The organism is Pseudomonas sp. PB101, from assembly GCF_009764265.1.
Lineage (GTDB): Bacteria > Pseudomonadota > Gammaproteobacteria > Pseudomonadales > Pseudomonadaceae > Aquipseudomonas.
Genome location: NZ_RWIR01000016.1, coordinates 1 through 24,528, shown reverse-complemented (window position 1 = coordinate 24,528; position 24,528 = coordinate 1). Strand labels below are relative to the sequence as shown.

Here is a 24,528-nt window from a genome sequence, read left to right as displayed (position 1 = left end):
GATTCCTTTGCCGGTTGCCCGAGTGCTTCATGCGCTCAAACAACCCTTATTGATAATAGGGCTATTGGTCTTTGCCGATGACGCGAGGATACTGGCCGCCGTTTCCCGTGACCTGAAGCCACCATGACTCTTAAAAGACTTTCTGTTGTATTGCTGGCCTGCCTGACGTTGTCCGCGTGTGGCGGTATCGACCCCAACTCGCCGCTGGGCCAGCGCAAGGCCATTTTCAAGCAGATGCTCAAGACCGGCGAAGACCTGGGCGGCATGTTGCGTGGGCGCATTCCATTCGATGGTCCGAAGTTCGCCGAGGGTGCGGTGAAGCTCGATGCGTTGTCCCATGAACCGTGGCAGCATTTCCCGCAAGTGCGCGAGGAAGATCACACCAGCGCCAAGAGCGATGTCTGGGAGCAGCAGGCGCGCTTCCAGGGCATGGCCCGCGACCTTGAAACCGCCACCGGCGAGTTGGTGATCGCCAGCCAGGTTCAGCCTTACAAAGCCAGCAACCTGGGGCCGGCGGTGCAAAAGGTCGAAGATGCTTGCAGTGCGTGTCATAAGGCGTTTCGGGATCATTGATTGGTGTTGCTGATGCCTTCGCGGGCAAGCCCGCTCCCACAGGTTTTTGTGGTGAACATAGACTTTGTGTACACCCAAAACCCTGTGGGAGCGGGCTTGCCCGCGAAGGCGGTTCTGATAGCACCATGAATCCTGGGCTTTTACCCGCTCTTACTTGTCCAGTTCATCCAGTGCATCCTGCAATTCCTTGCGGGCATCGGCGAGCTTGTCTTTGCGCTTGTTGATCTTTTCTGGGTCGCCCTTGCTCATGGCCTTGTCGAGGTCTGTCTGACGCTTGCTGACTTCATGCCGGGCGTCGAGCACCTTGTTTTCCCGTTCTTTCTTCAGCGAGGCGTCGGTGCAGTTCGCTTCGACTTCGCTCAGGGCTTTTTCCAGGCCTGCCTGCTGGTCGGCGTTGCCGTGAACCTTGGCCAATTCGATCTGATTGACGATGCCTTGCTTCTTGGCAGCGCAACCGGTCAACCCCGGTGCTTCTTCGTCTGCCATCAACGGGGTGGCCAGCACACTGCAAAGGGCCAACAGGGCGAGCGGTGAAAGAAATTTCATAAAAGCTCCATGTAAGAAAGCAAGCGGCCGGTGTGGCGATGGCTTGTTGGAGCCCGGCAGTCCCCCTGGGGTTCCCGCCAGGCGCAAGGCTGACCGCTAAAAGCCGTCAATCCCCGCATCACGTAATGTTTCACTCAAGGCCAGGACCTGCGGATCGCGGAAAAAAGCATTCAGTTGTGCCGCGCGTCCCGGCCCGATACCGGCCTCGGCCCGCCATTGCTCGATGTCTCGCTGCGCCAGTGCCTGCCAAGAGTCGCCGAGATGCGCCTGACCTGTCGGCGGCAATCCCAGGGCCTTGAGCCAGCGCTTGAACGGGCGGTCCCGGGCCTGGTTGAAGCTGTCTGCAAGGCGCGCCGCACTGCGCTCGCCGAAACCGTTAATGGTAGCAAGCTCTTGGGTATCGAGGGTCAACCAATCCAGCAGACTGTTCAGGCGACCTGTTGCAAGAAGTTTTTCCCACGTCCCCGGACCCACATTGGGCAGCGCCAGGCCCTGTTCGCCGCTGAGCCAGGTCAGGCGCGCGAGAAACTGGCCCTCACAGCCCGGAGTCGGTTGCCAGCAACTCAACAAGTGAAAGTCCGCTGCCTTCGGCACGTTCAATTCGACCCGCTCGCTGCTGTGCCAAACGACGCTATCGAGTCTGGGAATGGTCAGCCCGGCCAGGCTGATGGCCACCTGATCACCCGGACGTATGTCCAGCGCCTGCCAGCGTTGCAGCGAGCTGACGCTGACGCGTTTGATCTGCCGGTCATCGAGCATCACCGGGGTCAGTTCAAGTATCGGTGTGATTCGCCCGGTCCGGCCGATCGTGAAGTGAACCTGGCGCACGTCGGCCAGTGCCTGGGCGAAGGGGTATTTCCAGGCGATGGCCCAGTACGGTGGCTTGGCCTGCCAGCGTTCGGCGGCCGGGCGCTGGTTCTGGCGCAGGACGATGCCGTCGCTGGCAAAGGGCAGGGGGGAGCGATACCAGTACTCGCGCCAGCGCTCGGCATCGAAGACGGAGAGGATTGGCTGGCTGTATGCCGTGGTGTCCGGGAAGCCCAGCAAGGTCAGTGCAGTGTCACGTGCGAGTACGTTCGCCGGCCCTTGTGGCCAGTCCCAGACAAACAGGTCGATGCCGGCGGCCTGCTCGGGGCTCAAGACCTTGCGCGCCATCAGGCCCGCCACCGTGGTGCGAGCGTTGAGGCTGCCGGCCAGGGCCTGCACATGATCGCTCAGGCGCCAATACAGTTCGCCTTGCACAAGCAGGTCCTGAGGCTGCGACAGCCGTTGCGGGATGGCCGGAATCTGTCGCGCCGGAACTGTCCAGTCCTGACCGCTCACGCCATCGCCACGACTGATTGCCTGGGTCAGCAGACCGTTGCGGTAAACCAGGGTCACCGCCACGCCATCGATTTTCGGCTGGGCCCAGACGCCCACCCGGTCACGCAGCCATTTTTCCACCGCGGCGCGATCCTGCAGTTTGCCCAGGCCGGTGTGGGCGATGGGGTGGGGCAGCGAGCCTCGCGCAGTACGCAAGGGGTCTATGGACGGGTTCAGGTTGAAGCAGCGGCGCCACTGGCTGAGGCGCGCGCGGGACTGGTCGTAGAGTTCATCGGCGACCAGTGAGCGTCCCTGGCGGTGATAGTTGTCGTCCCAGACGTCGATTTGCCGTTGCAGTTTGTCGACCTCGTTCGCGGCACGCCCGGATGGCCAGTCGGGGCACACGGCGGCATTGGCGGTCAGGTGGGCAAAGATCAGCACAAAGGCGAAAAACAGGCGCAGGTCGGGAAGCATCGTGAGCGTCCTTGCTCGGTGGGGTGCTTGAAGGCTAGGTCAGCATCAGTGGTGTCGCGAGGGGGTGTTTTGCCGGGTGTTTCCGATGCCAGGGCGGGCCTCTTCGCGGTGTAAAGCGATTACCGGGAAACTGTAGGAGCCGGCTTGCCGGCGATGGACTCAAGTGCGCCGCGTTTATCCAGCTCATGCGCATTATCGTTAACGACCATCGCCGGCAAGCCGGCTCCTGCAAGGGGCCATGCCCACGCTGAAAGCCCCAATAAAAAGCCCCGCAGGGCGCGAACCGTGCGGGGCTTTGGGTGTTGCGGGGGCGTCTTACAGGCCGGCAGCAGAACGCAGGGCGTCGGCGCGGTCGGTTTTTTCCCAGGTGAACGTGGTGAAGGTGTCTTCGCCAACGGTCTTGGTTGCCGGGGTGCGACCGAAGTGGCCGTACGCAGCGGTTTCCTGGTACATCGGGTGCAGCAGGTCGAGCATGGTGGTGATCGCGTATGGACGCAGGTCGAACACTTCGCGGACCAGTTTGACGATCTTGTCATCGCTGATCTTGCCGGTGCCGAAGGTGTTCAACGAGATCGAAGTCGGCTGGGCAACACCGATCGCGTAGGAAACCTGAATCTCGCAGCGCTCGGCGAGGCCGGCGGCAACGATGTTCTTGGCTACGTAACGACCGGCGTAGGCTGCCGAACGGTCAACCTTCGATGGATCCTTGCCGGAGAACGCGCCACCGCCGTGACGGGCCATGCCGCCGTAGCTGTCGACGATGATCTTGCGACCGGTCAGGCCGCAGTCACCCACCGGGCCGCCAATGATGAACTGGCCGGTCGGGTTGATGTGGAACTGGGTGTCCTTGCTCAGCAGTTCGGCAGGCAGCACGTGCTTGACGATCAGCTCCATCACGCCTTCGCGCAGGTCGTTGTACGACACTTCCGGGTTGTGCTGGGTCGACAGAACGACGGCGTCGATACCGACAACCTTGCCGTTTTCGTAACGGCAGGTGACTTGCGACTTGGCGTCCGGACGCAGCCAAGGCAGCAGGCCGGATTTGCGGGCTTCGGCCTGGCGCTGCACCAGCTGGTGCGAGAAGGTGATCGGTGCTGGCATCAGCACGTCGGTTTCGTTGCTGGCGTAGCCGAACATCAGGCCCTGGTCGCCGGCGCCCTGATCTTCAGGCTTGGCACGGTCGACACCCTGGTTGATGTCAGGGGACTGCTTGCCGATGATGTTCATCACGCCGCAGGTCGCGCCGTCGAAGCCGACGTCGGAGCTGGTGTAGCCGATGTTGGTGATCACGTCACGAACGATCTGCTCCAGGTCAACCCAGGCCGAAGTGGTGACTTCGCCGGCGATGATGGCCACGCCCGTTTTCACCAGAGTCTCGCACGCCACACGGGCGAACTTGTCTTCAGCAATGATGGCGTCCAGCACCGCATCAGAAATCTGGTCGGCGATTTTGTCCGGATGCCCTTCAGACACGGACTCGGAGGTGAAGAGGGAGTATTCGCTCATCTCGATGTTTTCCTGAAATTACCGATGGTGAGTGTCGCCAGCCGGCCGCTGAAAATGGCGGACCTGGATCTGGAAACCATTACGTAAGCCTACATAGAGGCTTTCCCCGGGAACGAGTCCCGCAGCGGTGGCCCAACGGGCCAGATCGTCCTGTTCAAACCCCAGCCAGAGATCACCGCAGGCCTCCTTGGCCCAACTCTGGTTGTGGCTACATAACTCTGTCACTAACAGGCTACCGCCTGGTTGCAGCAAATTGGCCATGTGCTTGAGCGCATCGGCCGGCGCGGCAAAATGATGCAGCACCATGTTCAGTACCACGCAATCGGCCTTGAGGCTGACGCCGTTCAATGCATCGGCCAGTTGCAGGCTAACGTTAGTCAGCTTGTCGCGTTCGCAGACCTGGCGCGCCAGTTCGAGCATCGCGGTGCTGTTGTCCAGTGCCGTGACCTGCGCAAAGCGGCGCGCCAGTTCCGGCAGGAATGCACCGTCGCCGGGGCCGACTTCGATGGCCGTGGCGTCTTTGTCGAAGCTCAGCTTGTCGAGCAGGGCCACCACGCTCTCGCGGTACTGCGGCAGGCCGGCGATCAAGTCTTGCTGGGCGCGAAACTTCTCCGCGACCCGTGAGAAAAAGTCCTGGCTGGCCGCTGCGCGTTGCCCGTGGACCTGGGCGATGCGCGACTGTACGTCGGCTGGCAGCGTCAGGTTGTCCACTTCTTCGAGCAGGGCTGCGTGCAATTTGCCGCCCAATAACTCGGTGTGGGGCAGGGCGCGACGGTAGAAAATCGCATTGCCTTCACGGCGCGTTGCCACCAGGTCGGCCTGGGCCAGGACCTTGAGGTGGTGGCTCATGCCTGACTGGCCGATGCCGAAGATCTGCGCCAGCTCCAGCACGCCGAACGAGTCGTTGGCCAGTGCGCGCAAGACATTCAGCCGCAGGGGATCGCCGCCAGCCTTGCACAAGGCTGCCAGCTCATCGCAATCGTCATGCTGAATGGAGGGCACGCGTAAATTCATAAGGCCGGCAGTCTAGTCACGGGTCGAAGGCATCGCAAGAGCAATATCAAAAAGTTTTGATATTGCTCGATAGATGGCACTTCTTACGGGATGGTTAACTCTACAAACGGATGGCGGAAAGGATTCATCAGCCGAAACCACCGTTATCCGTTGGAAAAACGTCTCCAGATGACTATCTGTCATTGCCCCGAGGCGGCCCGGTGAGGGAAAATGCTCGCCTTTTTTCCGTTTCGTTTTATTCAAGCCCCCAGGAGAACAGCGATGCCTAGCCGTCGTGAGCGTGCCAACGCCATTCGTGCCCTCAGCATGGATGCCGTGCAAAAAGCCAACAGCGGCCATCCCGGTGCCCCTATGGGTATGGCGGATATCGCCGAGGTACTTTGGCGCGACTACCTCAAGCACAACCCGAGCAATCCATCGTTCGCCGACCGTGACCGCTTCGTACTGTCCAACGGTCACGGCTCGATGTTGATCTACTCGCTGCTGCACCTGACCGGCTACGACCTGTCGATCGATGACCTCAAGCAGTTCCGTCAACTGCACAGCCGCACCCCGGGCCACCCGGAACTCGGCTACACCCCGGGCGTGGAAACCACCACCGGTCCACTGGGCCAGGGCCTGGCCAACGCCGTGGGTTTTGCCCTGGCTGAAAAAGTCATGGCGGCGCAATTCAACCGTCCCGGTCACGACATCGTCGACCACCACACCTATGTGTTCCTGGGTGATGGCTGCATGATGGAAGGCATTTCCCACGAAGTCGCTTCCCTGGCCGGTACCCTGGGCCTGGGCAAACTGATCGCCTTCTACGATGACAACGGCATCTCCATCGATGGCGAAGTCGAAGGCTGGTTCACCGACGACACCCCGAAGCGTTTTGAGTCCTACAACTGGCAAGTGATCCGCAACGTTGACGGTCACGACCCGGAAGAGATCAAGACCGCGATCGAGACGGCCCGCAAGAGCGCGCAGCCAACCCTGATCTGCTGCAAGACCACCATCGGTTTCGGTTCGCCGAACAAGCAAGGCAAGGAAGACTGCCACGGCGCCCCATTGGGTGACGCGGAAATCGCCCTGACCCGTGCGGCGCTGAAGTGGAACCACGGCCCGTTCGAAATCCCGGCCGATATCTACGCCGAGTGGGACGCCAAGGAAGCCGGTAAAGCTGTCGAAGCCGAGTGGGACCAGCGTTTCGCTGCCTACTCCGCCGCGTTCCCGACCGAAGCCAACGAGCTGATCCGTCGTCTGAGCGGCGAACTGCCGGCTGACTTCAGCGAAAAAGCCTCGGCCTACATCGCCGAAGTGGCTGCCAAGGGCGAAACCATCGCCAGCCGTAAAGCCAGCCAGAACGCCCTGAACGCGTTCGGCCCGCTGCTGCCTGAGTTCCTCGGCGGCTCGGCTGACCTGGCCGGTTCCAACCTGACCCTGTGGAAAGGTTGCAAAGGCGTCACCGCCGAAGATGCCAGCGGTAACTACATGTATTACGGCGTGCGCGAGTTCGGCATGACCGCGATCATGAACGGCGTTGCCCTGCACGGCGGCCTGGTGCCTTACGGCGCGACCTTCCTGATGTTCATGGAATACGCGCGCAACGCAGTGCGCATGTCCGCGCTGATGAAGCAGCGTGTGATCCACGTCTACACCCACGACTCCATCGGTCTGGGCGAAGACGGCCCGACTCACCAGCCAATTGAGCAACTGGCCAGCCTGCGCTGCACGCCGAACCTCGATACCTGGCGTCCGGCTGACGCCGTTGAATCGGCGGTGAGCTGGAAGTACGCACTGGAGCGCAAGGACGGTCCTTCGGCCCTGATCTTCTCGCGTCAGAACCTGCAGCACCAAACCCGTGATGCCGGCCAGATCGCCGACATCAGCCGTGGTGGTTATGTGCTCAAAGACTGCGCGGGCGAGCCTGAGCTGATCCTGATCGCTACCGGTTCGGAAGTCGGCCTGGCCGTCCAGGCCTTCGACAAACTGACCGAACAGGGCCGCAAGGTTCGCGTGGTTTCCATGCCGTGCACCAGCGTGTTCGATGCCCAGGACGCCGGCTACAAGCAAGCGGTCCTGCCGTTGCAGGTCAGCGCCCGTATCGCCATCGAGGCTTCTCATGCGGACTACTGGTACAAGTACGTGGGCCTGGAAGGCCGCGTGATCGGCATGACCACCTACGGCGAGTCGGCGCCTGCGCCTGCCTTGTTCGAAGAGTTCGGCTTCACCCTGGAAAACATCCTGGGTCAGGCTGAAGAGCTGCTGGAAGACTGATCCAGAAGACGTGTCGTCTGGGCTGACGCCATCGCGGGCAAGCCCGCTCCCACAGGGGACGTGTTGTGTGACACAAACAGTGCTCACAACACCGGCCCCATGTGGGAGCGGGCTTGCCCGCGATAGCGGTCGAACAGGCAACGCCGCGATAACGGATTCACCACGGTAATCGAGAACCCCATGCCTCAACCGCGTCCCTACAAAGTTGCACTCAACGGCTATGGCCGGATTGGTCGTTGCGTCTTGCGTGCGTTGTTCGAGCGAGGCGACAGGGCCGGGTTCGAGATTGTCGCGATCAACGATCTGGCGGACATGGCCAGCATCGAATACCTGACACGCTTCGACTCCACCCATGGCCGGTTCCCCGGCGAAGTGAAGGTCGACGGCGATTGTCTGCATATCAATGGCGACTGCGTGAAGGTCCTGCGCAGTGCCACCCCCGAAGGCATCGATTGGGCGTCCCTGGGTGTCGATCTGGTGCTGGAGTGTTCCGGCGCTTATAACACCCGCGAAGACGGCCAGCGTTTCCTCGATGCCGGCGCCCCGCGCGTGCTGTTTTCCCAGCCGATGGCCAGCGAGACGGATGTCGACGCCACCATCGTCTACGGCGTGAACCAGGATTGCCTGACCGGCGACGAGTTGCTGGTGTCCAACGCGTCCTGCACCACCAACTGCGGCGTGCCGCTGCTGCGCCTGCTGAATCAGGCGATCGGCCTGGATTACGTGTCGATCACCACCATTCACTCGGCCATGAACGATCAGCCGGTCATCGATGCCTATCACCACGAAGACCTGCGCCGCACCCGTTCGGCGTTCCAGTCGGTGATTCCGGTGTCCACCGGTCTGGCGCGTGGTATCGAACGCCTGTTGCCGGAACTTGCCGGAAGAATTCAGGCCAAAGCCGTGCGGGTGCCGACGGTCAACGTGTCCTGCCTCGACATCACGATGCAGACCGCCACCGCGACCGATGCCACCGAGGTCAACCGGATACTGCGCGAGGCGGCCACCAGCGGCCCGCTCAAAGGCCTCCTGGCTTACACCGAGTTGCCTCACGCTAGCTGTGATTTCAACCACGACCCACATTCGGCAATCGTCGATGCCAGTCAGACCCGCGTTTCCGGCCCACGGCTGGTGAACATCCTGGCCTGGTTCGACAACGAATGGGGTTTTGCCAACCGAATGCTGGACGTTGCAGAACACTATCTGCAAACAGCCATTTCAAAAAAACCGTAGGAAGTGCGACCCATGACCGTGTTGAAGATGTCCGACCTCGATCTGCAAGGTAAGCGCGTATTGATCCGCGAAGACCTCAACGTCCCAGTCAAGGACGGTGTTGTCACCAGCGATGCGCGTATCCTGGCCTCGCTGCCGACCATCAAGCTGGCCCTGGAAAAAGGCGCGGCCGTGATGGTCTGCTCGCACCTTGGCCGTCCGACCGAAGGCGAGTTCTCGGCCGAGAACAGCCTCAAGCCAGTCGCCGACTACCTGAGCAAGGCCTTGGGCCGCGAAGTGCCGCTGGTGGCCGACTACCTGGACGGCGTTGACGTCAAGGCCGGTGACATCGTGCTGTTCGAAAACGTGCGCTTCAACAAAGGCGAGAAAAAGAACGCCGACGAACTGGCCCAGCAATACGCCGCCCTGTGCGACGTGTTCGTGATGGACGCCTTCGGCACCGCTCACCGTGCCGAGGGTTCGACCCACGGCGTGGCCAAGTTCGCCAAAGTCGCCGCTGCTGGCCCGTTGCTGGCCGCTGAACTGGATGCACTGGGCAAGGCCCTGGGCGCTCCGGCCCAGCCGATGGCGGCCATTGTTGCCGGCTCCAAGGTGTCGACCAAACTCGACGTACTGAACAGCCTGAGCCAGATCTGCGACCAGTTGATCGTCGGCGGCGGCATCGCCAACACCTTCCTCGCCGCTGCCGGTCACCCGGTTGGCAAGTCGCTGTACGAGCCGGACCTGCTCGACACCGCCCGCGCCATCGCCGCCAAGGTCAGCGTACCGCTGCCGGTTGATGTTGTGGTTGCCAAGGAATTCGCTGAAAGCGCCGCGGCGACCGTCAAGCTGATCGCTGACGTCGCTGCCGACGACATGATCCTGGACATCGGCCCGCAGACCGCGGCGAATTTCGCCGAGCTGCTGAAGTCGTCCAAGACCATCCTGTGGAACGGTCCGGTCGGCGTGTTCGAGTTCGATCAGTTCGGCAACGGCACCAAAGTGCTGGCCAAGGCCATCGCAGACAGCGCGGCGTTCTCCATTGCCGGCGGTGGCGACACCCTGGCCGCCATCGACAAGTATGGCGTGGCCGAGAAGATCTCCTACATTTCTACCGGTGGCGGCGCGTTCCTCGAATTCGTCGAAGGCAAGGTTCTGCCAGCCGTTGAAGTCCTGGAAAGCCGGGCCAAGGCCTGAGGGTCGCCCGTTTGGCCTGGCAAGGGAGTGTTGACATGGTCAAGACGTTAGCGCTGTTGATCGTCGCGGGTTCGCTGGTGGCATGCGGGAGTAACCCCAAGGCCAAGCCGGAACCCGCACCGTCCGGGACGGAAAAGGGCTGCTACCAGGCAGACTGGCAGGCGGAAACCAACCCGGTGCTCAACAAGCGTTCCGGGCCCGAGGGCCTGGAAAAGTACGAGACCCAGGCACCCGCCAAGGAACATGGCTGCCCTTGACGGGTCTGACTCTTTACTCAGGGCTGGCGGCGTGCGCCGTCAGTCGAGGGACACGGATGAAAGGTTTTATCGCCGTTACGGCGTTGGCTCTGTTGGCAGGTTGTGCTCAGTTGAACCCGTTCCAGTCGTCCGCGCCTGTGGATAACTGGACCACCTGGACCTGCGACAGCCAGGCCAAGGTGCTGTGGCGCTACACCGATGACAGCCGCAGGGAAGTCGACGTGCGCCTGGGCGGTGCCGATCAGGTCTACCGCCTGAAGGAAGAGCCAGGTGCCTCGGGCTCGCTGTACAGCGACAACATGCTGGCGTTTCACATGAAAGGTGAGGAAGGCCTGGTTTACTGGGTCGCCACCAATGATTTGATTGGGCGTGGCTGCAAGGCGCAATAAACGGACTACGCCGAACCTGTAGGAGCGAGCCTGCTCGCGATGGCCGTTAACGATAACGCGGGGTACCTGAATGTCCGCGTTGTCTGGGCCACCATCGCGAGCAGGCTCGCTCCCACAGGGGTTCCGGGGAAGTTCTTGAGATTTTGCAACACCCGAATCCGCAGCCCGGGCTCAACCCCCGATCTGCAATAACTTGAATAGCCGCCGCCGCTCCGGCAGGCTGGCACGATTAACGACCCTCAACCGGGAGAGATACACACAATGGCACTTATCAGCATGCGCCAGATGCTGGACCACGCAGCCGAGTTCGGCTACGGCGTTCCAGCCTTCAACGTCAACAACCTTGAGCAGATGCGCGCCATCATGGAAGCCGCTGACAAGACTGACTCCCCGGTGATCGTCCAGGCTTCGGCCGGTGCTCGCAAATACGCCGGCGCACCGTTCCTGCGTCACCTGATCCTGGCAGCCATCGAAGAATTCCCGCACATCCCGGTGTGCATGCACCAGGACCACGGCACCAGCCCTGACGTCTGCCAGCGCTCCATCCAACTGGGCTTCAGCTCGGTGATGATGGACGGTTCCCTGGGCGAAGACGGCAAGACCCCGACCGACTACGACTACAACGTCCGTGTAACCCAACAGACCGTCGCCATGGCTCACGCCTGCGGCGTATCGGTAGAAGGCGAGCTGGGCTGCCTGGGTTCGCTGGAAACCGGCATGGCCGGTGAAGAAGACGGCATCGGCGCCGAAGGCGTTCTGGATCACAGCCAGATGCTGACCGACCCGGAAGAAGCCGCTGACTTCGTAAAACGCACTCAGGTCGATGCCCTGGCCATCGCCATCGGCACCAGCCACGGCGCCTACAAGTTCACCAAGCCACCTACCGGTGACGTGCTGGCGATCGACCGCATCAAGGAAATCCACAAGCGCATTCCGAACACTCACCTGGTGATGCACGGTTCGTCTTCGGTTCCGCAAGAGTGGCTGGCGATCATCAACCAGTACGGCGGCGACATCAAGGAAACCTACGGCGTACCGGTTGAAGAAATCGTCGAAGGCATCAAGCACGGCGTGCGCAAGGTCAACATCGACACCGACCTGCGCCTGGCATCCACCGGCGCAATGCGTCGCCTGATGGCTACCAACCCGAGCGAGTTCGACCCGCGTAAATTCTTCGGCGCCACCGTGACGGCCATGCGCGACGTGTGTATCGCTCGCTACGAAGCCTTCGGCACCGCCGGCAACGCTTCGAAGATCAAGGCGATCTCGCTGGAAGGCATGTATCAGCGTTACCTGAAAGGTGAGTTGAACGCCAAGGTCAACTAAGCCTGAGCGTTATACTGCCTTGATGAAAAACCCGCCGAGAGGCGGGTTTTTTGTGGGCGGGATAAAGCTATGGCGCGGGCTTTTGTGGCGTTATTGATTGTGATCGATATCCAGCTTGCTGAAGGTCACTTTGCCGCCTTCAGTTGTGTACCCGGTGTTGTCCTGCACATAGACCCCTGCCTTGAAGTACAGCGGTTTTTCGCGCCAGGTTGTGCTGATCTGCGTATCCCATTGATAGCCTGCCGCACTGATGCCCAGGGCCCCGCCGGGGCTGAGGTGGATGAGGTAGTTGAACTCCTGGTCGAGTTTCACCCCTGTCGCCACGACGATCACCCGGCCTGTATCGTCATCGGGATGCATCCGGACCTTGGCGACGATATTGCCGGTGCCTGTACTGGTTTTGTATTGGTATTCGACCTTCACCAGCGGTTTCTGGCTTTGATAGGCATGGATCTGGCCAATGACGATCTTCCCGGAACTCGGCACCTGGTTTACTGCCAAAGTGGCATACAACAAATTGTCGGCATCGGGGTAGTACCAGTTTTTCAACGTGCCGTTGCTGTAGGTTTCACGCAGCTCGATGCGCGGATAAATCGCGTTTTCGGTACGGGAGCCGGTCACGGGTGACCAGAAGAACAACGTGCCAGTATCGGAATGGAAGTATTGATCCTTGAAGCCATCCACCAGTTTGGAGGTTTCAACGGTGTACGGCGGGCTGCCGACGGGGACGCTGAGGTTCCAGGTTGCAAGATCGATCATGTCGGTTCTTCCGCTTGATTCATGCTGCACGGGCGTGCCAGAAGCTCTAGGACGCGCCTTTGGGGGCGGCCTTTATAAGCGTAGCGAAGGTTTTTGTTAACGCCTGTCTGACGGATGGCTGACGTCAACATCCTGTCGAAATGCCATCTCTGCCGGTTTTATGGGCTTTAACCATCGACCGTTAGTCGGCAAAAAGTCACAATGGTGAATGATGGCTCACTGATACCTTCTGCTTTTGCAGAACCGGGTCTAGAGTGAAGGCACAGTATTTGTCCGGTTTTCACGAGAAACCGGCCTGACGCCCCGCAATTAGAGAAGCAGCATGGAATGCGCGCAACCAACGCCAGTAGAAGGCGGCTCAACCCTTTTAGTCGTCGACGATTACCCTGAAAACCTGATCAGCATGCGCGCGTTGTTACAGCGCCAGAACTGGCGGGTCATCACTGCCGCCTCGGGCTTCGAAGCCCTCGGCTTGTTGCTTGAACATGATATCGACCTGGTGCTGCTGGACGTGCAGATGCCAGGCATGGATGGTTATGAGGTGGCGCGCCTGATGCGCGGCAGCCAGCGAACCCGTCTCACACCGATCATTTTCCTGACGGCCAAGGAACAGTCCCAGGACGCGGTGATCAAGGGCTATGCCAGCGGTGCGGTGGATTACCTGTTCAAGCCCTTCGACCCACAGATCTTCACGCCCAAGGTCCAGGCGTTGCTCGAGCACCAGCGCAACCGCCGGGCCTTGCAGCGCCTGAGTCAAGATCTGGAGTCCGCTCGTGCCTTCAATGCGTCGGTGCTGGAAAACGCAGCCGAAGGCATTCTGGTCTTGGGCGAGGATGGTCTGATTCGTTTTGCCAACCCGGCGATATCGCGGTTGCTCAATGCCCCCGTGCAGGAACTGCAAGGCAAGGAGTTCCTGGACTACCTGCAAAAACCGCATATCCCGATCTGGGCCGATTCCGAGTTGCTGGCCGGATTCAAGCGCGGCGAAACACTGCGCCTGCACGATGCCCTGCTACGTACAGCGCCGGGCCAGCAGGTGCCGGTGGCCTTGTCCTGCGCGCCATTGCCTGCCGAGCAACATGCAATGGTGGTGACCGTGCTGGACATGTCGGTGGTACGCCATCTGCATCAGCAACTGGAGTTTCAGGCGGTCACCGATCCGCTGACCGGGTTGCTCAACCGCCGCGGTTTCTACCAGACCGTAGAGAACCTGCTGCTGCGTGGCGAGCGTTCCGACGGTTCCTGGGTCTTGATGTACCTGGACCTCGACGGCTTCAAACGCGTCAATGATTCGCTCGGGCACGATGCCGGCGATCGGGTGCTGCGCTGGGTTTCCGAACAGTTGAAGGCCTGCTTGCGGCCCTTCGACATTCTCGCGCGGATGGGCGGCGACGAGTTCACCGCCTTGCTGGATCTGGAGTTTCCCGAGCAGGCGGCGAAGATTGCCGAGAAGCTCATCGAGCGCGTGTCGATCTGCCAGCAGGTCGACGGCCTTGATATCGCCCTGGGTGCCAGCATCGGCATCGCTACGTTCCCCGATTGCGGTGCCAATCTCGACGGGATGCTGCGGGCGGCCGACATCGCCATGTACGAGGCCAAACGTGCCGGTCGCCAGCAATACCGCTTCTACGATCACGAAATGAACGGCCGGGCACGCTCGCGGTTGATGCTGGAAGAAAGTGTGCGCACGGCCATCGAGAACCGCGATTTCAACCTGGTGTATCAACCTCAGGTGGCCATTGCGGACGGGCGGATTCGCGGCTTCGAGGCCTTGCTGCGTTGGCAGCATCCGAGCGTTGGCGATGTGCCGCCGGGGCTTTTTTTGCCATTACTGGAAGAGGCGCGGCTGATCAGCCGTCTGGGCAGCTGGATCTACCATCGCAGCGCCGGCCAACGCAAAGCCTGGGAATCCCAGTTCACCGAAGACCTGGTGCTCGGCATCAGCTTGAGCAGTACGCAGTTCGGCATGCCCAACCTGGCCACAGAGTTGCGTCAGGTGCTGGAGCGTCATGGCTTGCAGCCCCGCCAACTGGAGGTCGAGGTCACGGAAGAGGCCTTGATGCATCACCCCGAGGAAACCCGCAAGCAATTGCGCCTGCTGCGCAATCTGGGTGTGCGAGTGGCATTGGATGACTTCGGCGCCGGCCCCTGTTCCCTCGCGCACTTGCGTGACCTGGAACTGGACTCACTCAAGCTCGACCGGCATCTGATCGCCCGGTTGCCGGATTCGGTGCGGGATGCGGCGCTGGTGCGCAGCGTGATCGACCTGTGCAAACAGTTCGGCATGCTGGTGATTGCCGAAGGGGTGGAAACCGTCGAGCAGTATGAATGGCTGCAGGCCAACGGTTGTGAATATGTGCAAGGCTTTCTGGTGGCCCGGCCGATGATGGCCGAAGACACCGGGGAATTTGTCCAGCCGTTTGACTGGAGCGCGCTGCCCCGCTGAATTCGCTACACTGGCGACCTTTCAGTGACCTGTATTGCCGCCCCGATGACCGTGTTGAAATACCTCCAGGCCTATCCCGCTACCTTGCAGGATCAAGTGCGCCAGCTGATCGCCGACGGTCGGCTGGGCGATTACCTGAGCCAGCGTTATCCGGACAAGCACGGGGTGCAGAGCGACAAGGCGCTGTACACCTATGCCCTGGACCTCAAGCAGGAATTCCTGCGCAATGCTCCGGCCATCGACAAGGTGCTGTTCGACAACCGCCTGGACTTGACGCACCGTGCCCTTGGCCTGCACACCACGATCTCGCGGGTGCAGGGCGGCAAGCTCAAGGCCAAGAAGGAAATCCGCATCGCTTCGCTGTTCAAGGAAGCGCCGTGCGAGTTCCTGAAAATGATCGTGGTGCATGAACTGGCGCACTTCAAGGAGTCAGACCACAACAAGGCCTTCTACAAACTGTGCGAGCACATGCTGCCGGGTTATCACCAGGTGGAGTTCGATGTGCGGGTGTACCTGACGTGGCGGGATCTGTAGGAGCTGCCGCAGGCTGCGATCTTTTAAGGAGCAATGGATGGACGTGAGCAAGACCAAGAGCAGCTTCTATCGCCGCCTGTACGTGGCGTACCTGATCGACAGCGGGCTGGCCAGCAGCGTCCCGGCGCTCACCGAGGTGACCGGCATGCCCCGGCGCACGGCACAGGACACCATCGCGGCGCTGGCGGACCTGGATATCGTCTGTGAGTTCGAGCAGGAAGAGGGCGCGCGCAACCATGCGGGGCGCTACCGGATTCGCGAGTGGGGGGCGATCGATCGCGGGTGGATCGAGCGTAATCTGCGGCAGATCAAGGCGGTGCTGGAGTATCCCTGAGATTTGCGGTGCCTGGGCTGACGCCATCGCTGGCAAGCCAGCTCCCACAGGTTCTGCACCGTCCTTGTAGGAGCTGGCTTGCCAGCGATAGGGTCTTCAAGCGCGACGCATCCCAATGTGTGGAATGCCATCTTCGACATATTCCTCACCCGCCACGACAAACCCGTAGCGCCCGTAGTACCCCTGCAAATGCGCCTGGGCAGAGAGATAGACCGGCAGGTCGGGCCAGTATTTTTCGATCTGGTGCAGCGCCTGATCCATCAGCTCATGCCCAAGCCCCGTGCCGCGTGCGTGCGGGGCGATGATCACCCGCCCGATCACCACGTCGCCGCCCTGCGATTGCGGGTCGAGCAGCCGCAGGTAGGCCACCAGCTGGTTACCGTCCCAGGCCATCACGTGGCAGGTGTCACCTTCCAGATCCTGGCCATCGATATCCTGGTAAACGCATTTTTGCTCGACGACGAACACCTCGGCGCGCAACTGCAAAATGGCGTACAGCTGCTCTTTGCCGAGGTCGCTGTGGTGTTTGCAGATCCAATCGACTGTCATGTTTTGATTCCCTGAAAACGTCGTTCCGATACTAAGCGTACTCACGCCAGAAGTCTTTATGGCGGAAGAATCTGTGATATAGGCCAAAATGCCATCATTCATTTTTCGCGCGGATGTCTTCTTTGTGTAATCTGAATCCAAGCGCTGTGCTATGGCTTCGATGAGCTAATGTTGAGTACCCGGGTCTTGCCGGTACGGGGCCGTGGGGTTTTGGCTGAAAACACGTCGGGCAATCCGCCCGCTAAGGATTTCTGGCATGCCGCGATTGCATCGAGCTTTTGCTTTGATTGGATTGCTGTTGCTGGTTCAGGGAGCGGCGGCAGAAAAACTGCGGTTGGTCGCCGATGCCTGGCCCCCTTTTACCGATTCCACGCTCGTCAACGGTGGTCTGGCCACGGACATTGTCAGTACCGCGCTCGCCAGGGCCGGCTATGCCAGTGAATTTGAACAGGTGCCCTGGGCGCGGGCCTTGATGGGCCTGGGCGAGGGTCGATATGACGTGCTGGTCAACGCCTGGTACAACGACGAGCGTACAAAACTCGGCCAGTTTTCCGGCGAATACCTGCTCAATCGCGTACGTTTTCTCAAGCGCAAAGACGCGCCCATCGAGTTCAACAACCTGCAGCAATTGCACACGTATCCGATTGCCATCGTGCGCGGCTACGCCTATTCGCCCGCGTTCGACAAGGACGACTCGTTGCAGAAAATCCCGGTGCACAGCTTCGCCATGGCGGTACGCATGGTCGCTGCAGACCGGGTCAAACTGACGCTGGAGGATGAGTACGTCGCCCGCTATTACCTGGCCCGTGAGCCAGCCAAGGTACGCAACGCCGTGGAGTTTTTGCCCAAGGCCTTGAGCGAAAACAGCCTGCACATTCTGGTCAGCCTGAAGAATCCCCGACACGAACAGATCGTCGCCGGTTTCGACCGCGAGATTGCGGCGATGAAGGCGGACGGGAGTTATGACAAGTTGATGAAGCAGCACGGGATGTGAGCTGGTTGATCCAGAATCCATGTTGTTTCTGCCGGCCTCTTCGCGGGCAAGCCAGCTCCCACAGGGCTATCTGGTGAACACAAAACTTGTGGCCACCAGATAGCCCTGTGGGAGCTGGCTTGCCAGCGATTACGCCCGCCCAGACACTACAAGTCTCAATCTTCACTGGTGTCCTTGATGAGGTGCGCCGCCAGCGTCCGCAACGGCCCCAACTGCCGACAGATCAACGCCAGCTGCGTCTGCACCAGTCGCTGCCCCTCATCGATTTCATCAGGCATCTGTTCCAGCTCATTGGCCAGCGCTTCTTCTTCATCGCTCTGGATCGCAATCGAAGCCTTGCTCGCCAGCCCCTGGGCGATTTCATCGATGCTGGCGGCGAGTTTCACTCCGGCCCCCTCGATCAAATGTTCACGCACGTCCGGCGGCAGTTGGGTTTCCCGGTGCGCACCGAGGCCCGACAGGTAACTGAGCAGCGTGTGTGACAGCACCAGGAAGCGGAAGCCCACGTCCGCCTCCTTTCGGAAATGCCCCGGCTCCATCAGCATGTTGGCCAGTGTGGTCGACAGCGCCGCGTCGGCGTTGTGCGCGTTGCGGCGGGCCAGGCGGTAGGCCAGGTCATCGCTTTTGCCCGCCGCGTATTGCTGCATGATCTGGCGCAGGTAAATGCTGTTGCAGACCAGGGTGTTGGCCAGCACTTTGTTCAGGCGCCGTCCCTGCCAGTCCGGCAGGAACAGGAACACCGCCAGCCCGGCGATCAGGCTGCCGAGCAAGGTATCGAACAAGCGTGGCAGGAACAGCCCGTAACCGTCACCCACCTGGTTGAAGCAGAACAGCACCATCAACGTGATTGCCGCAGTCGCGAGGGTGTAGCGGGTGGTGCGGTTGGTAAAGAACACCACCCCGGCGGCAATGGCGAAACACGACTGGATCAGCGGGTTCGGGAACAGGTCGAACAGCGCCCAGGCCAGGGTCAGGCCGATGGCGGTGCCGATGATCCGCTGGCCGAGTTTGCGGCGGGTGGCACCGTAGTTCGGTTGGCAGACGAACAGCGTAGTGAGGATGATCCAGTAGCCTTGGGACGGGTGAATCAAATGCACCATGGCGTAGCCGATGCTCAAGGCCAGGGGCAATCGCAGGGCATGGCGGAACAGCAGCGAAGTCGGCGTCAGCTGTGTGCGCAGGCGCAGCCATACGTCCTTGAGGTTGCGCGGCGAGCGATCGAGCAGGCTGCTGTCGGTGGCGTCGGCCAGGGCGTCGGGGTTGCTGGCATCGCTGAGCAAGCGGTCGAGGGTGCCAAGGTTCGCCGCCAGCGCCCGAAGCGAACGCAGCAGGCCGCGCCAGGCCGGGTTGCTCTGGATGCGCAGGTGTTCGAGGGAGGCGTCGAGGTCGCTCAGGGCTTCGGCGAAACTGGCGTCGTAGGTGAACGGCTGACGCATCTGGATCGATTCGGCCAATGCCCGGCAGGCCTTGCCTTGCTGGCGCAGCAGGCGCTGGCAGCGGAACAGCACGTCGCTGTGGAAGAAGGCGTCGGCCAGGGCGTTGTAAGGGTAGTGCGATGAACTGGCGCGCTCGTGGATGTCCTGGGCGAGGAAGTACAGTTTGAGGTAACGGCTGACCTTCGACCCCGGGCGGCCGTTGCCGACCCGGTGCAGGATGATCTCCTTGGCGGCGTTGAGCGCCGCCACCACCCGACCGTTCTGCTGGGCCAGTTCCAGGCGCCGCGCCTCCACGTCCATCTGCCGGATCGGCTCGAACAGCGAGGATTTCAGCTTCAGGTAATAACCCAGTTCGCGGAACAACCGCGCCAGGCTCTGCTGCACCGGCTGATTGGAAAACAGCGCCTGCCACAACACCGAGAGCAGGCCGTACCAGGCGGCGCCGGCCACCAGCAGCACCGGCTCGTGCCACACGTCGATGACTGCACCACCGCGCTGGTCCACGCCGATCATGGTGTAGACCGACAGAATCAGCGTCGCCGAGGCAATCGCGCCATAGCGCTCGCCGAGGGCGCCGAGCATGGTCAGGCAGAACGCGGCCAAGGCGAAGGCGATGATAAACAGCGGGGGATAGGGGAAGAGCAGTTCGACGGACAGGGCGGCAACCGCGAAACACACCAGGGTCACGGCCAGCGCGTTGAGACGGCCCTGCCAGCTGTCGTCGGTCTCGGCCAGGGCGCTGGCGATAATCCCCAGGAACAACGGGATCAACAGGCCCATCTCGTCCTGATACCAACACAGCGCCATGGTACCGGTCAGGGCAATGAATACCCGCACGCTGTAGCTGAACTTATCCAGCGCCCAAAGGCGACGCAGAGACTGGCGGAACGAAGTCGATGACATGAAATGCGAAGGCCTTCCGAGGCAATGACGCTAAATTGAGCCACTAATGACGCCGACGCAATGGCGTCGATCACATCAGACAGCAAAATCTGTTCCTTGTCAGGCACCACAAACCACTGTGGGAGCGAGCTTGCTCGCGATGGCGGCCTGTCAATCAACATCTCTGTTGAATGTTATGGCCTCATCGCGAGCAAGCTCGCTCCCACAGGGGGTGGTGTTGATTTTTTGAATCAGACGTACTGCGCAGCCGCGTATCCGGATGCCCACGCCCACTGGAAATTGAACCCGCCCAGATGCCCGGTCACATCGAGTACCTCGCCGATGAAGTACAGCCCCGGGGTTTTCAGCGATTCCATGGTCTTGGATGAGACTTCATTGGTGTTGACGCCGCCCAGGGTCACCTCGGCGGTGCGATAGCCTTCGGTGCCCGCCGGTACGACTTTCCAGCTCGCCAGTTTCTCCGCGATATCGGCCAGTTCCGCGTGGGTGTACTGCTTCATCGGCTTGGAGACGAACCAGTTGTCCGCCAGCAGGTTGGCCATCTTCTTGGTGAAGATTTCCCCGAGCAGGGTTTTCAGCTCGCTGTTGGGGCGTTCGGCCTGTTGCTGTTGCAGCCAGGCCGGCACGTCGTGGTCCGGCATCAAGTTGATTTCGACAGTGTCACCGGATTCCCAGAACGAGGAGATCTGCAAAATCGCCGGGCCGCTGAGGCCACGGTGAGTGAACAGGATGTTCTCGCGAAAGCTCTGGTCGTTGCAGCTCACCAAGCAATCCACCGACGTACCGGACAGCTCGGTGCACAAGGCCTTGAGCTGATCGGTGATGGTGAAGGGCACCAGGCCGGCACGGGTCGGCAGCAGTTCGTGGCCAAACTGTTTGGCCACCTGATAGCCGAATCCGGTGGCGCCCAGGGTCGGGATCGACAGGCCGCCGGTGGCGATCACCAGCGATTCGCAGGTGATCTGGTCGAGCGTGGTGTCCAGCAAATAGCCCTTCTCGAGCTTCTCGATGGTCTGGATCGACGTGTCCAGGTGCAGGCTGACGCCGACCTGGTCGCACTCGTCGAGCAGCATTTCGAGGATGTCGCTGGACTTGTTATCGCAGAACAACTGGCCGAGTTTTTTCTCGTGGTACGGCACGCCATGCTTGGCCACCATGCCGATGAAGTCCCACTGGGTGTAACGGGCCAGGGCGGACTTGCAGAAATGCCCGTTCTGCGAGAGAAAATTGCTCGGTTCCGTGTACATGTTGGTGAAATTGCAGCGGCCACCGCCCGACATCAGGATTTTCTTGCCGGCCTTGTTGGCATGGTCGAGCAGCAACACCTTGCGCCCGCGCCCGGCGGCGGTCAGTGCACACATCAACCCTGCGGCGCCAGCGCCAATGATCACGACTTCGGTAGAGCGCAAAACGGTGTCCTCACACAAAATTCAAATTCACCGGCGATCCATGTGGGAGCGGGCTTGCCCGCGATGGCGGACTGACAGACAACATTGATGTTGAATGTTCTGGCCTCATCGCGGGCAAGCCCGCTCCCACAGGGGTATACGTTGTTCTTACAGGATACGCACGCGCAACGAGCGGCCCTTGATCTTGCCGTCGTTCAGGCGCTGCAAGGCCTGCTTGGCGACGCCGCGCTCCACGGCCACATAGGCCTGGAAGTCGAAAATCGCGATCTTGCCGACCTGGGCACCCGGGATGCCGGCATCACCGGTCAGTGCGCCAAGAATGTCGCCCGGACGAACCTTGTCCTTGCGGCCGGCAGCGATGCACAGGGTGCTCATCTGCGGCAGCAGCGGACCGCCACCCTTGGAGGTGAGGTTGTCGACCTGATCCCAGGTCAGCGGCGTCTGCTGCAATTGCTCGATGGCTTGGGCGCGCTGAGCTTCGGACGGCGCCACCAGGCTGATGGCGAGGCCTTTCTCACCGGCGCGGCCGGTACGGCCGACGCGGTGGATGTGGATTTCCGAATCACGGGCCAGTTCGACGTTGATCACCATGTCCAGGGAATCGATATCGAGACCACGAGCGGCGACGTCGGTGGCCACCAGTACCGAAGTACTGCGGTTGGCGAACATCGCCAGCACCTGGTCACGGTCACGCTGTTCCAGATCGCCGTGCAGGCCGACGGCGGAAATGCCTTTGGCGGTCAGGTGATCGACGGTTTCCTGAACCTGTTGCTTGGTGTAGCAGAAAGCCACGCAGGACGCCGGGCGGAAGTGGCCAAGCACCTTGGTCACCGCACTCATGCGGTCATCCGGGGAAATCTCGTAGAAGCGCTGTTCGATCTGCGTGTCGTCGTGGAACGCTTCGGCCTTCACTTGCTGCGGGTTGCGCATGAACTTCGAGGCCAGCTGCTTGATACCCACCGGGTAGGTGGCGGAGAACAGCAGGGTCTGGCGACGTTCCGGGGCCTGCATGATGATTTCTTCGATGGAATCGTAGAAACCCATGTCGAGCATGCGGTCGGCTTCGTCGAGGATCAGCGTGTTCAGGCCGTGCAGGACCAGCGAACCCTTGCGCAGGTGCTGCTGGATGCGTCCCGGGGTGCCGACGATGATGTGCGCGCCGTGTTCCAGCGAAGCGATCTGCGGGCCGAGGGACACGCCGCCGCACAGGGTCAGGACCTTGATGTTGTCTTCGGCACGGGCCAGGCGACGGATTTCCTTGGCGACCTGGTCAGCCAGCTCGCGGGTCGGGCACAGGATCAGCGCCTGGCAACCGAAGTAGCGCGGATTGATCGGGTTCAGCAGGCCGATGCCGAAGGCCGCGGTCTTGCCGCTGCCGGTCTTGGCCTGGGCGATCAGGTCCATCCCCTTGAGGATCACCGGCAAGCTTTGCGCCTGGATCGGCGTCATCTGGGCATAACCGAGGGAGTCGAGGTTAGCCAGCATGGCGGCGGACAGCGGCAAAGTATTAAATTCGGTGGCGATGGTGGTCACGGGACTGGCCTGCAAAACAAAATGTCGCGCAGTGTACCAGTCCGATGGCCATTCGCCCTAAGGCTCTATGTGCTCTTCCGGACGTTTGACGCGCCGTCCGTCTTCCTTTGAGAGTTGAGAAAAGATCGTTGCGGCCAGCATCGCCATGATCCCGACCGTGACAAACGTCAGCTGGAACGCACCCAGAACCGTGTCTACACCGTCGTTTCCGATCTCCGCCGTGAACCCGCCGAGCAACGCACCGGCGCAGGCAACGCCCAGGCTCAGGGACAATTGCGCGACCACCGACAGCAAACTGTTGCCGCTGCTGGCGCTGGCGTCGTCGAGGTCGATCAGGGTCACGGTGTTCATCGCGGTGAACTGCAGGGAGTTGATGGCGCCAAGGATCGCCAGTTGGCACAGCAGCAGCCAATACGGCGTTTGCTCGCTGACCAGGCCCATGCTCGCCAGCATGATGCCCAGCGCCAGGGTATTGCCGGTGAGCACGATGCGGTAGCCCAGACGCTCGATCAGCGGCCGCGCGACCCACTTGGCGATCATCGCCGCCGCCGCCAGCGGGAGCATGCTCATCCCGGCCTGTGATGGCGAATAGCCCAGCGCCACTTGCAACAGCAACGGCACCAGAAAGGGCAGGGCGCCGCTGCCCAGGCGAGCGAACAGGTTGCCGAGAATGCCCACGGCAAAGGTCCGGGTCTTGAACAGCGACGGCGCGAACAAGGGATTGTCGATATGCCCGGCACGCAGCCAGTACGCCGCCAGGCACGCCATGCCGCCGAACAGCAGCAACATCACCCGCAGGTGTGGCAGGTGCAATTCACCCAGGCCTTCCATGGCGATGGTGATCAGGATCATCGCCGCGCCAAACAGCACGAAGCCCAGGCTATCGAAGCGGGTGCGCTCGGAGCCGCGCAGGTCGGGGATGAATTTCCACACGGCGTAGCAACCGACCAGCCCCACCGGCAGGTTGATCAGGAAAATCCAGTGCCAGGTCAGGTATTGCACCATCCAGCCGCCCATGGTCGGGCCGATCAGCGGGCCGAGCAGCCCGGGAATGGTGATGAAGCCCATGATCCGCACCAGTTCCGAACGGGGGTAGGCGCGCAACACCACCAGCCGCCCGACCGGCAACATCAACGCGCCGCCCAGGCCCTGGATGACCCGGGCGCCGATCAACTGGGTCAGGGTGGTCGACAGGGCGCACAGCAGCGAGCCGAGGCTGAACAGCAGGATCGCGCTGAAAAAGATCTTCCGGGTGCCGAAGCGATCGGCGATCCATCCCGAAGCGGGAATCAGCAAGGCGACCGTGAGCATGTAGGCGATGATCACACCCTGCATGCGCAATGGGTCTTCCGCCAGGTCGCGGGCCATGGCCGGCAGGGCAGTGTTGAGGATGGTCCCGTCGAGGGACTGCATGAAGAAGGCAATGGCGACGACCCAGGGTATCCAGCGGGCGGTCACAGCGTCGAGAGGCGGGCGGTTGGGCATGGAACCTCTGGGTGTGTGGCAGGTAATCCTTGGTGGCTTCATCGCGGGCAAGCCCGCTCCCACAGGGATCACGCTCAACCTGTGGGAGCGG

General features: G+C 61.3%; 21 protein-coding genes. 11 read left to right on the top strand and 10 right to left on the bottom strand.

The genetic code is table 11. The annotated features are described in order from the left end of the window. The first annotated feature begins 123 nt into the window (after nucleotides 1-123). Nucleotides 124-573, top strand: coding sequence for a cytochrome c (locus tag EI969_RS04325; RefSeq protein ID WP_160386085.1), 450 nt, complete (start codon nucleotides 124-126; stop codon nucleotides 571-573). A 150-nt stretch (nucleotides 574-723) separates the two neighbouring features. On the opposite strand, the gene EI969_RS04320 is transcribed toward EI969_RS04325, so the two are convergent. The 4 genes from EI969_RS04320 to EI969_RS04305 all read right to left on the bottom strand — a co-directional run bounded on the left by EI969_RS04320 (nucleotide 724) and on the right by EI969_RS04305 (nucleotide 5,415). After that, nucleotides 724-1,119, bottom strand: coding sequence for a DUF1090 domain-containing protein (locus tag EI969_RS04320; RefSeq protein WP_160386084.1), 396 nt, complete (start codon nucleotides 1,117-1,119; stop codon nucleotides 724-726). 96 nt (nucleotides 1,120-1,215) lie between these two features. Next, on the bottom strand, nucleotides 1,216-2,895 hold the full coding sequence (ligB, locus tag EI969_RS04315) for an NAD-dependent DNA ligase LigB (RefSeq protein WP_160386083.1): 1,680 nt from the start codon (nucleotides 2,893-2,895) through the stop codon (nucleotides 1,216-1,218). 315 nt (nucleotides 2,896-3,210) lie between these two features. Then, on the bottom strand, nucleotides 3,211-4,401 hold the full coding sequence (metK, locus tag EI969_RS04310; RefSeq protein ID WP_103396728.1) for a methionine adenosyltransferase: 1,191 nt from the start codon (nucleotides 4,399-4,401) through the stop codon (nucleotides 3,211-3,213). A gap of 18 nt (nucleotides 4,402-4,419) precedes the next feature. Beyond that, complete coding sequence (locus EI969_RS04305; protein ID WP_160386082.1) at nucleotides 4,420-5,415, bottom strand: metalloregulator ArsR/SmtB family transcription factor; 996 nt, start codon at nucleotides 5,413-5,415, stop codon at nucleotides 4,420-4,422. A gap of 261 nt (nucleotides 5,416-5,676) precedes the next feature. On the opposite strand from EI969_RS04305, the gene tkt reads away from it, so the two are divergent. The 6 genes from tkt (at nucleotide 5,677) to fba (ending at nucleotide 12,055) form a co-directional block, all read left to right on the top strand. Next, nucleotides 5,677-7,674, top strand: coding sequence for a transketolase (tkt, locus tag EI969_RS04300; protein WP_160386081.1), 1,998 nt, complete (start codon nucleotides 5,677-5,679; stop codon nucleotides 7,672-7,674). Nucleotides 7,675-7,854: 180 nt separating this feature from the next. Then, the gene (gene epd, locus EI969_RS04295) at nucleotides 7,855-8,907 is read left to right on the top strand and encodes an erythrose-4-phosphate dehydrogenase (protein WP_160386080.1); all 1,053 of its coding nucleotides are present in this window, start codon (nucleotides 7,855-7,857) and stop codon (nucleotides 8,905-8,907) included. A gap of 12 nt (nucleotides 8,908-8,919) precedes the next feature. Continuing rightward, complete coding sequence (locus tag EI969_RS04290) at nucleotides 8,920-10,083, top strand: phosphoglycerate kinase (RefSeq protein WP_160386079.1); 1,164 nt, start codon at nucleotides 8,920-8,922, stop codon at nucleotides 10,081-10,083. Nucleotides 10,084-10,118: 35 nt separating this feature from the next. Continuing rightward, nucleotides 10,119-10,340, top strand: coding sequence for a hypothetical protein (locus tag EI969_RS04285; protein WP_160386078.1), 222 nt, complete (start codon nucleotides 10,119-10,121; stop codon nucleotides 10,338-10,340). Nucleotides 10,341-10,396: 56 nt separating this feature from the next. Continuing rightward, nucleotides 10,397-10,729, top strand: coding sequence for an MliC family protein (locus EI969_RS04280; protein WP_150718893.1), 333 nt, complete (start codon nucleotides 10,397-10,399; stop codon nucleotides 10,727-10,729). Between the two features lie 261 nt (nucleotides 10,730-10,990). After that, complete coding sequence (gene fba / locus EI969_RS04275) at nucleotides 10,991-12,055, top strand: class II fructose-bisphosphate aldolase (protein WP_007981624.1); 1,065 nt, start codon at nucleotides 10,991-10,993, stop codon at nucleotides 12,053-12,055. 90 nt (nucleotides 12,056-12,145) lie between these two features. Here fba and EI969_RS04270 read toward each other — a convergent pair whose 3' ends face one another. Further along, entirely contained in the window at nucleotides 12,146-12,814 is a 669-nt protein-coding gene (locus EI969_RS04270; protein WP_160386077.1) for a polysaccharide lyase family 7 protein, read from the bottom strand. Between the two features lie 322 nt (nucleotides 12,815-13,136). Between EI969_RS04270 and EI969_RS04265 the strand changes: the two genes are divergently transcribed. Genes EI969_RS04265 through EI969_RS04255 form a run of 3 tightly spaced genes read left to right on the top strand, consistent with a single transcriptional unit; the run spans nucleotide 13,137 to nucleotide 16,128 of the window. Beyond that, complete coding sequence (locus tag EI969_RS04265) at nucleotides 13,137-15,260, top strand: bifunctional diguanylate cyclase/phosphodiesterase (protein WP_160386076.1); 2,124 nt, start codon at nucleotides 13,137-13,139, stop codon at nucleotides 15,258-15,260. A 45-nt stretch (nucleotides 15,261-15,305) separates the two neighbouring features. Next, a complete protein-coding gene (locus tag EI969_RS04260; RefSeq protein WP_160386195.1) occupies nucleotides 15,306-15,794 on the top strand; it encodes a YgjP-like metallopeptidase domain-containing protein in 489 nt (162 codons plus the stop codon). Between the two features lie 37 nt (nucleotides 15,795-15,831). Continuing rightward, nucleotides 15,832-16,128: a helix-turn-helix domain-containing protein gene (locus tag EI969_RS04255; RefSeq protein ID WP_007894945.1), complete on the top strand. Its 297-nt coding sequence runs from the start codon at nucleotides 15,832-15,834 to the stop codon at nucleotides 16,126-16,128. A gap of 96 nt (nucleotides 16,129-16,224) precedes the next feature. Here EI969_RS04255 and EI969_RS04250 read toward each other — a convergent pair whose 3' ends face one another. Next, complete coding sequence (locus EI969_RS04250) at nucleotides 16,225-16,677, bottom strand: GNAT family N-acetyltransferase (protein WP_160386075.1); 453 nt, start codon at nucleotides 16,675-16,677, stop codon at nucleotides 16,225-16,227. A gap of 256 nt (nucleotides 16,678-16,933) precedes the next feature. On the opposite strand from EI969_RS04250, the gene EI969_RS04245 reads away from it, so the two are divergent. After that, entirely contained in the window at nucleotides 16,934-17,671 is a 738-nt protein-coding gene (locus tag EI969_RS04245) for an ABC transporter substrate-binding protein (RefSeq protein WP_160386074.1), read from the top strand. Between the two features lie 155 nt (nucleotides 17,672-17,826). Here the strand turns inward: EI969_RS04245 and yccS are convergent, their stop codons facing one another. The 4 genes from yccS to mdtD form a co-directional block, all read right to left on the bottom strand. Then, entirely contained in the window at nucleotides 17,827-20,010 is a 2,184-nt protein-coding gene (gene yccS, locus EI969_RS04240) for a YccS family putative transporter (protein WP_160386073.1), read from the bottom strand. A 230-nt stretch (nucleotides 20,011-20,240) separates the two neighbouring features. Beyond that, the gene (locus tag EI969_RS04235) at nucleotides 20,241-21,419 is read right to left on the bottom strand and encodes an NAD(P)/FAD-dependent oxidoreductase (protein ID WP_160386072.1); all 1,179 of its coding nucleotides are present in this window, start codon (nucleotides 21,417-21,419) and stop codon (nucleotides 20,241-20,243) included. Nucleotides 21,420-21,566: 147 nt separating this feature from the next. Beyond that, nucleotides 21,567-22,904, bottom strand: a complete 1,338-nt coding sequence (gene dbpA / locus EI969_RS04230; protein WP_256678226.1) for an ATP-dependent RNA helicase DbpA — start codon at nucleotides 22,902-22,904, stop codon at nucleotides 21,567-21,569. 105 nt (nucleotides 22,905-23,009) lie between these two features. Beyond that, nucleotides 23,010-24,437 (bottom strand): multidrug transporter subunit MdtD, encoded by a 1,428-nt coding sequence (mdtD, locus tag EI969_RS04225; RefSeq protein ID WP_160386070.1) that lies wholly within the window; start codon nucleotides 24,435-24,437, stop codon nucleotides 23,010-23,012. Between the last annotated feature and the right edge of the window lie 91 nt (nucleotides 24,438-24,528).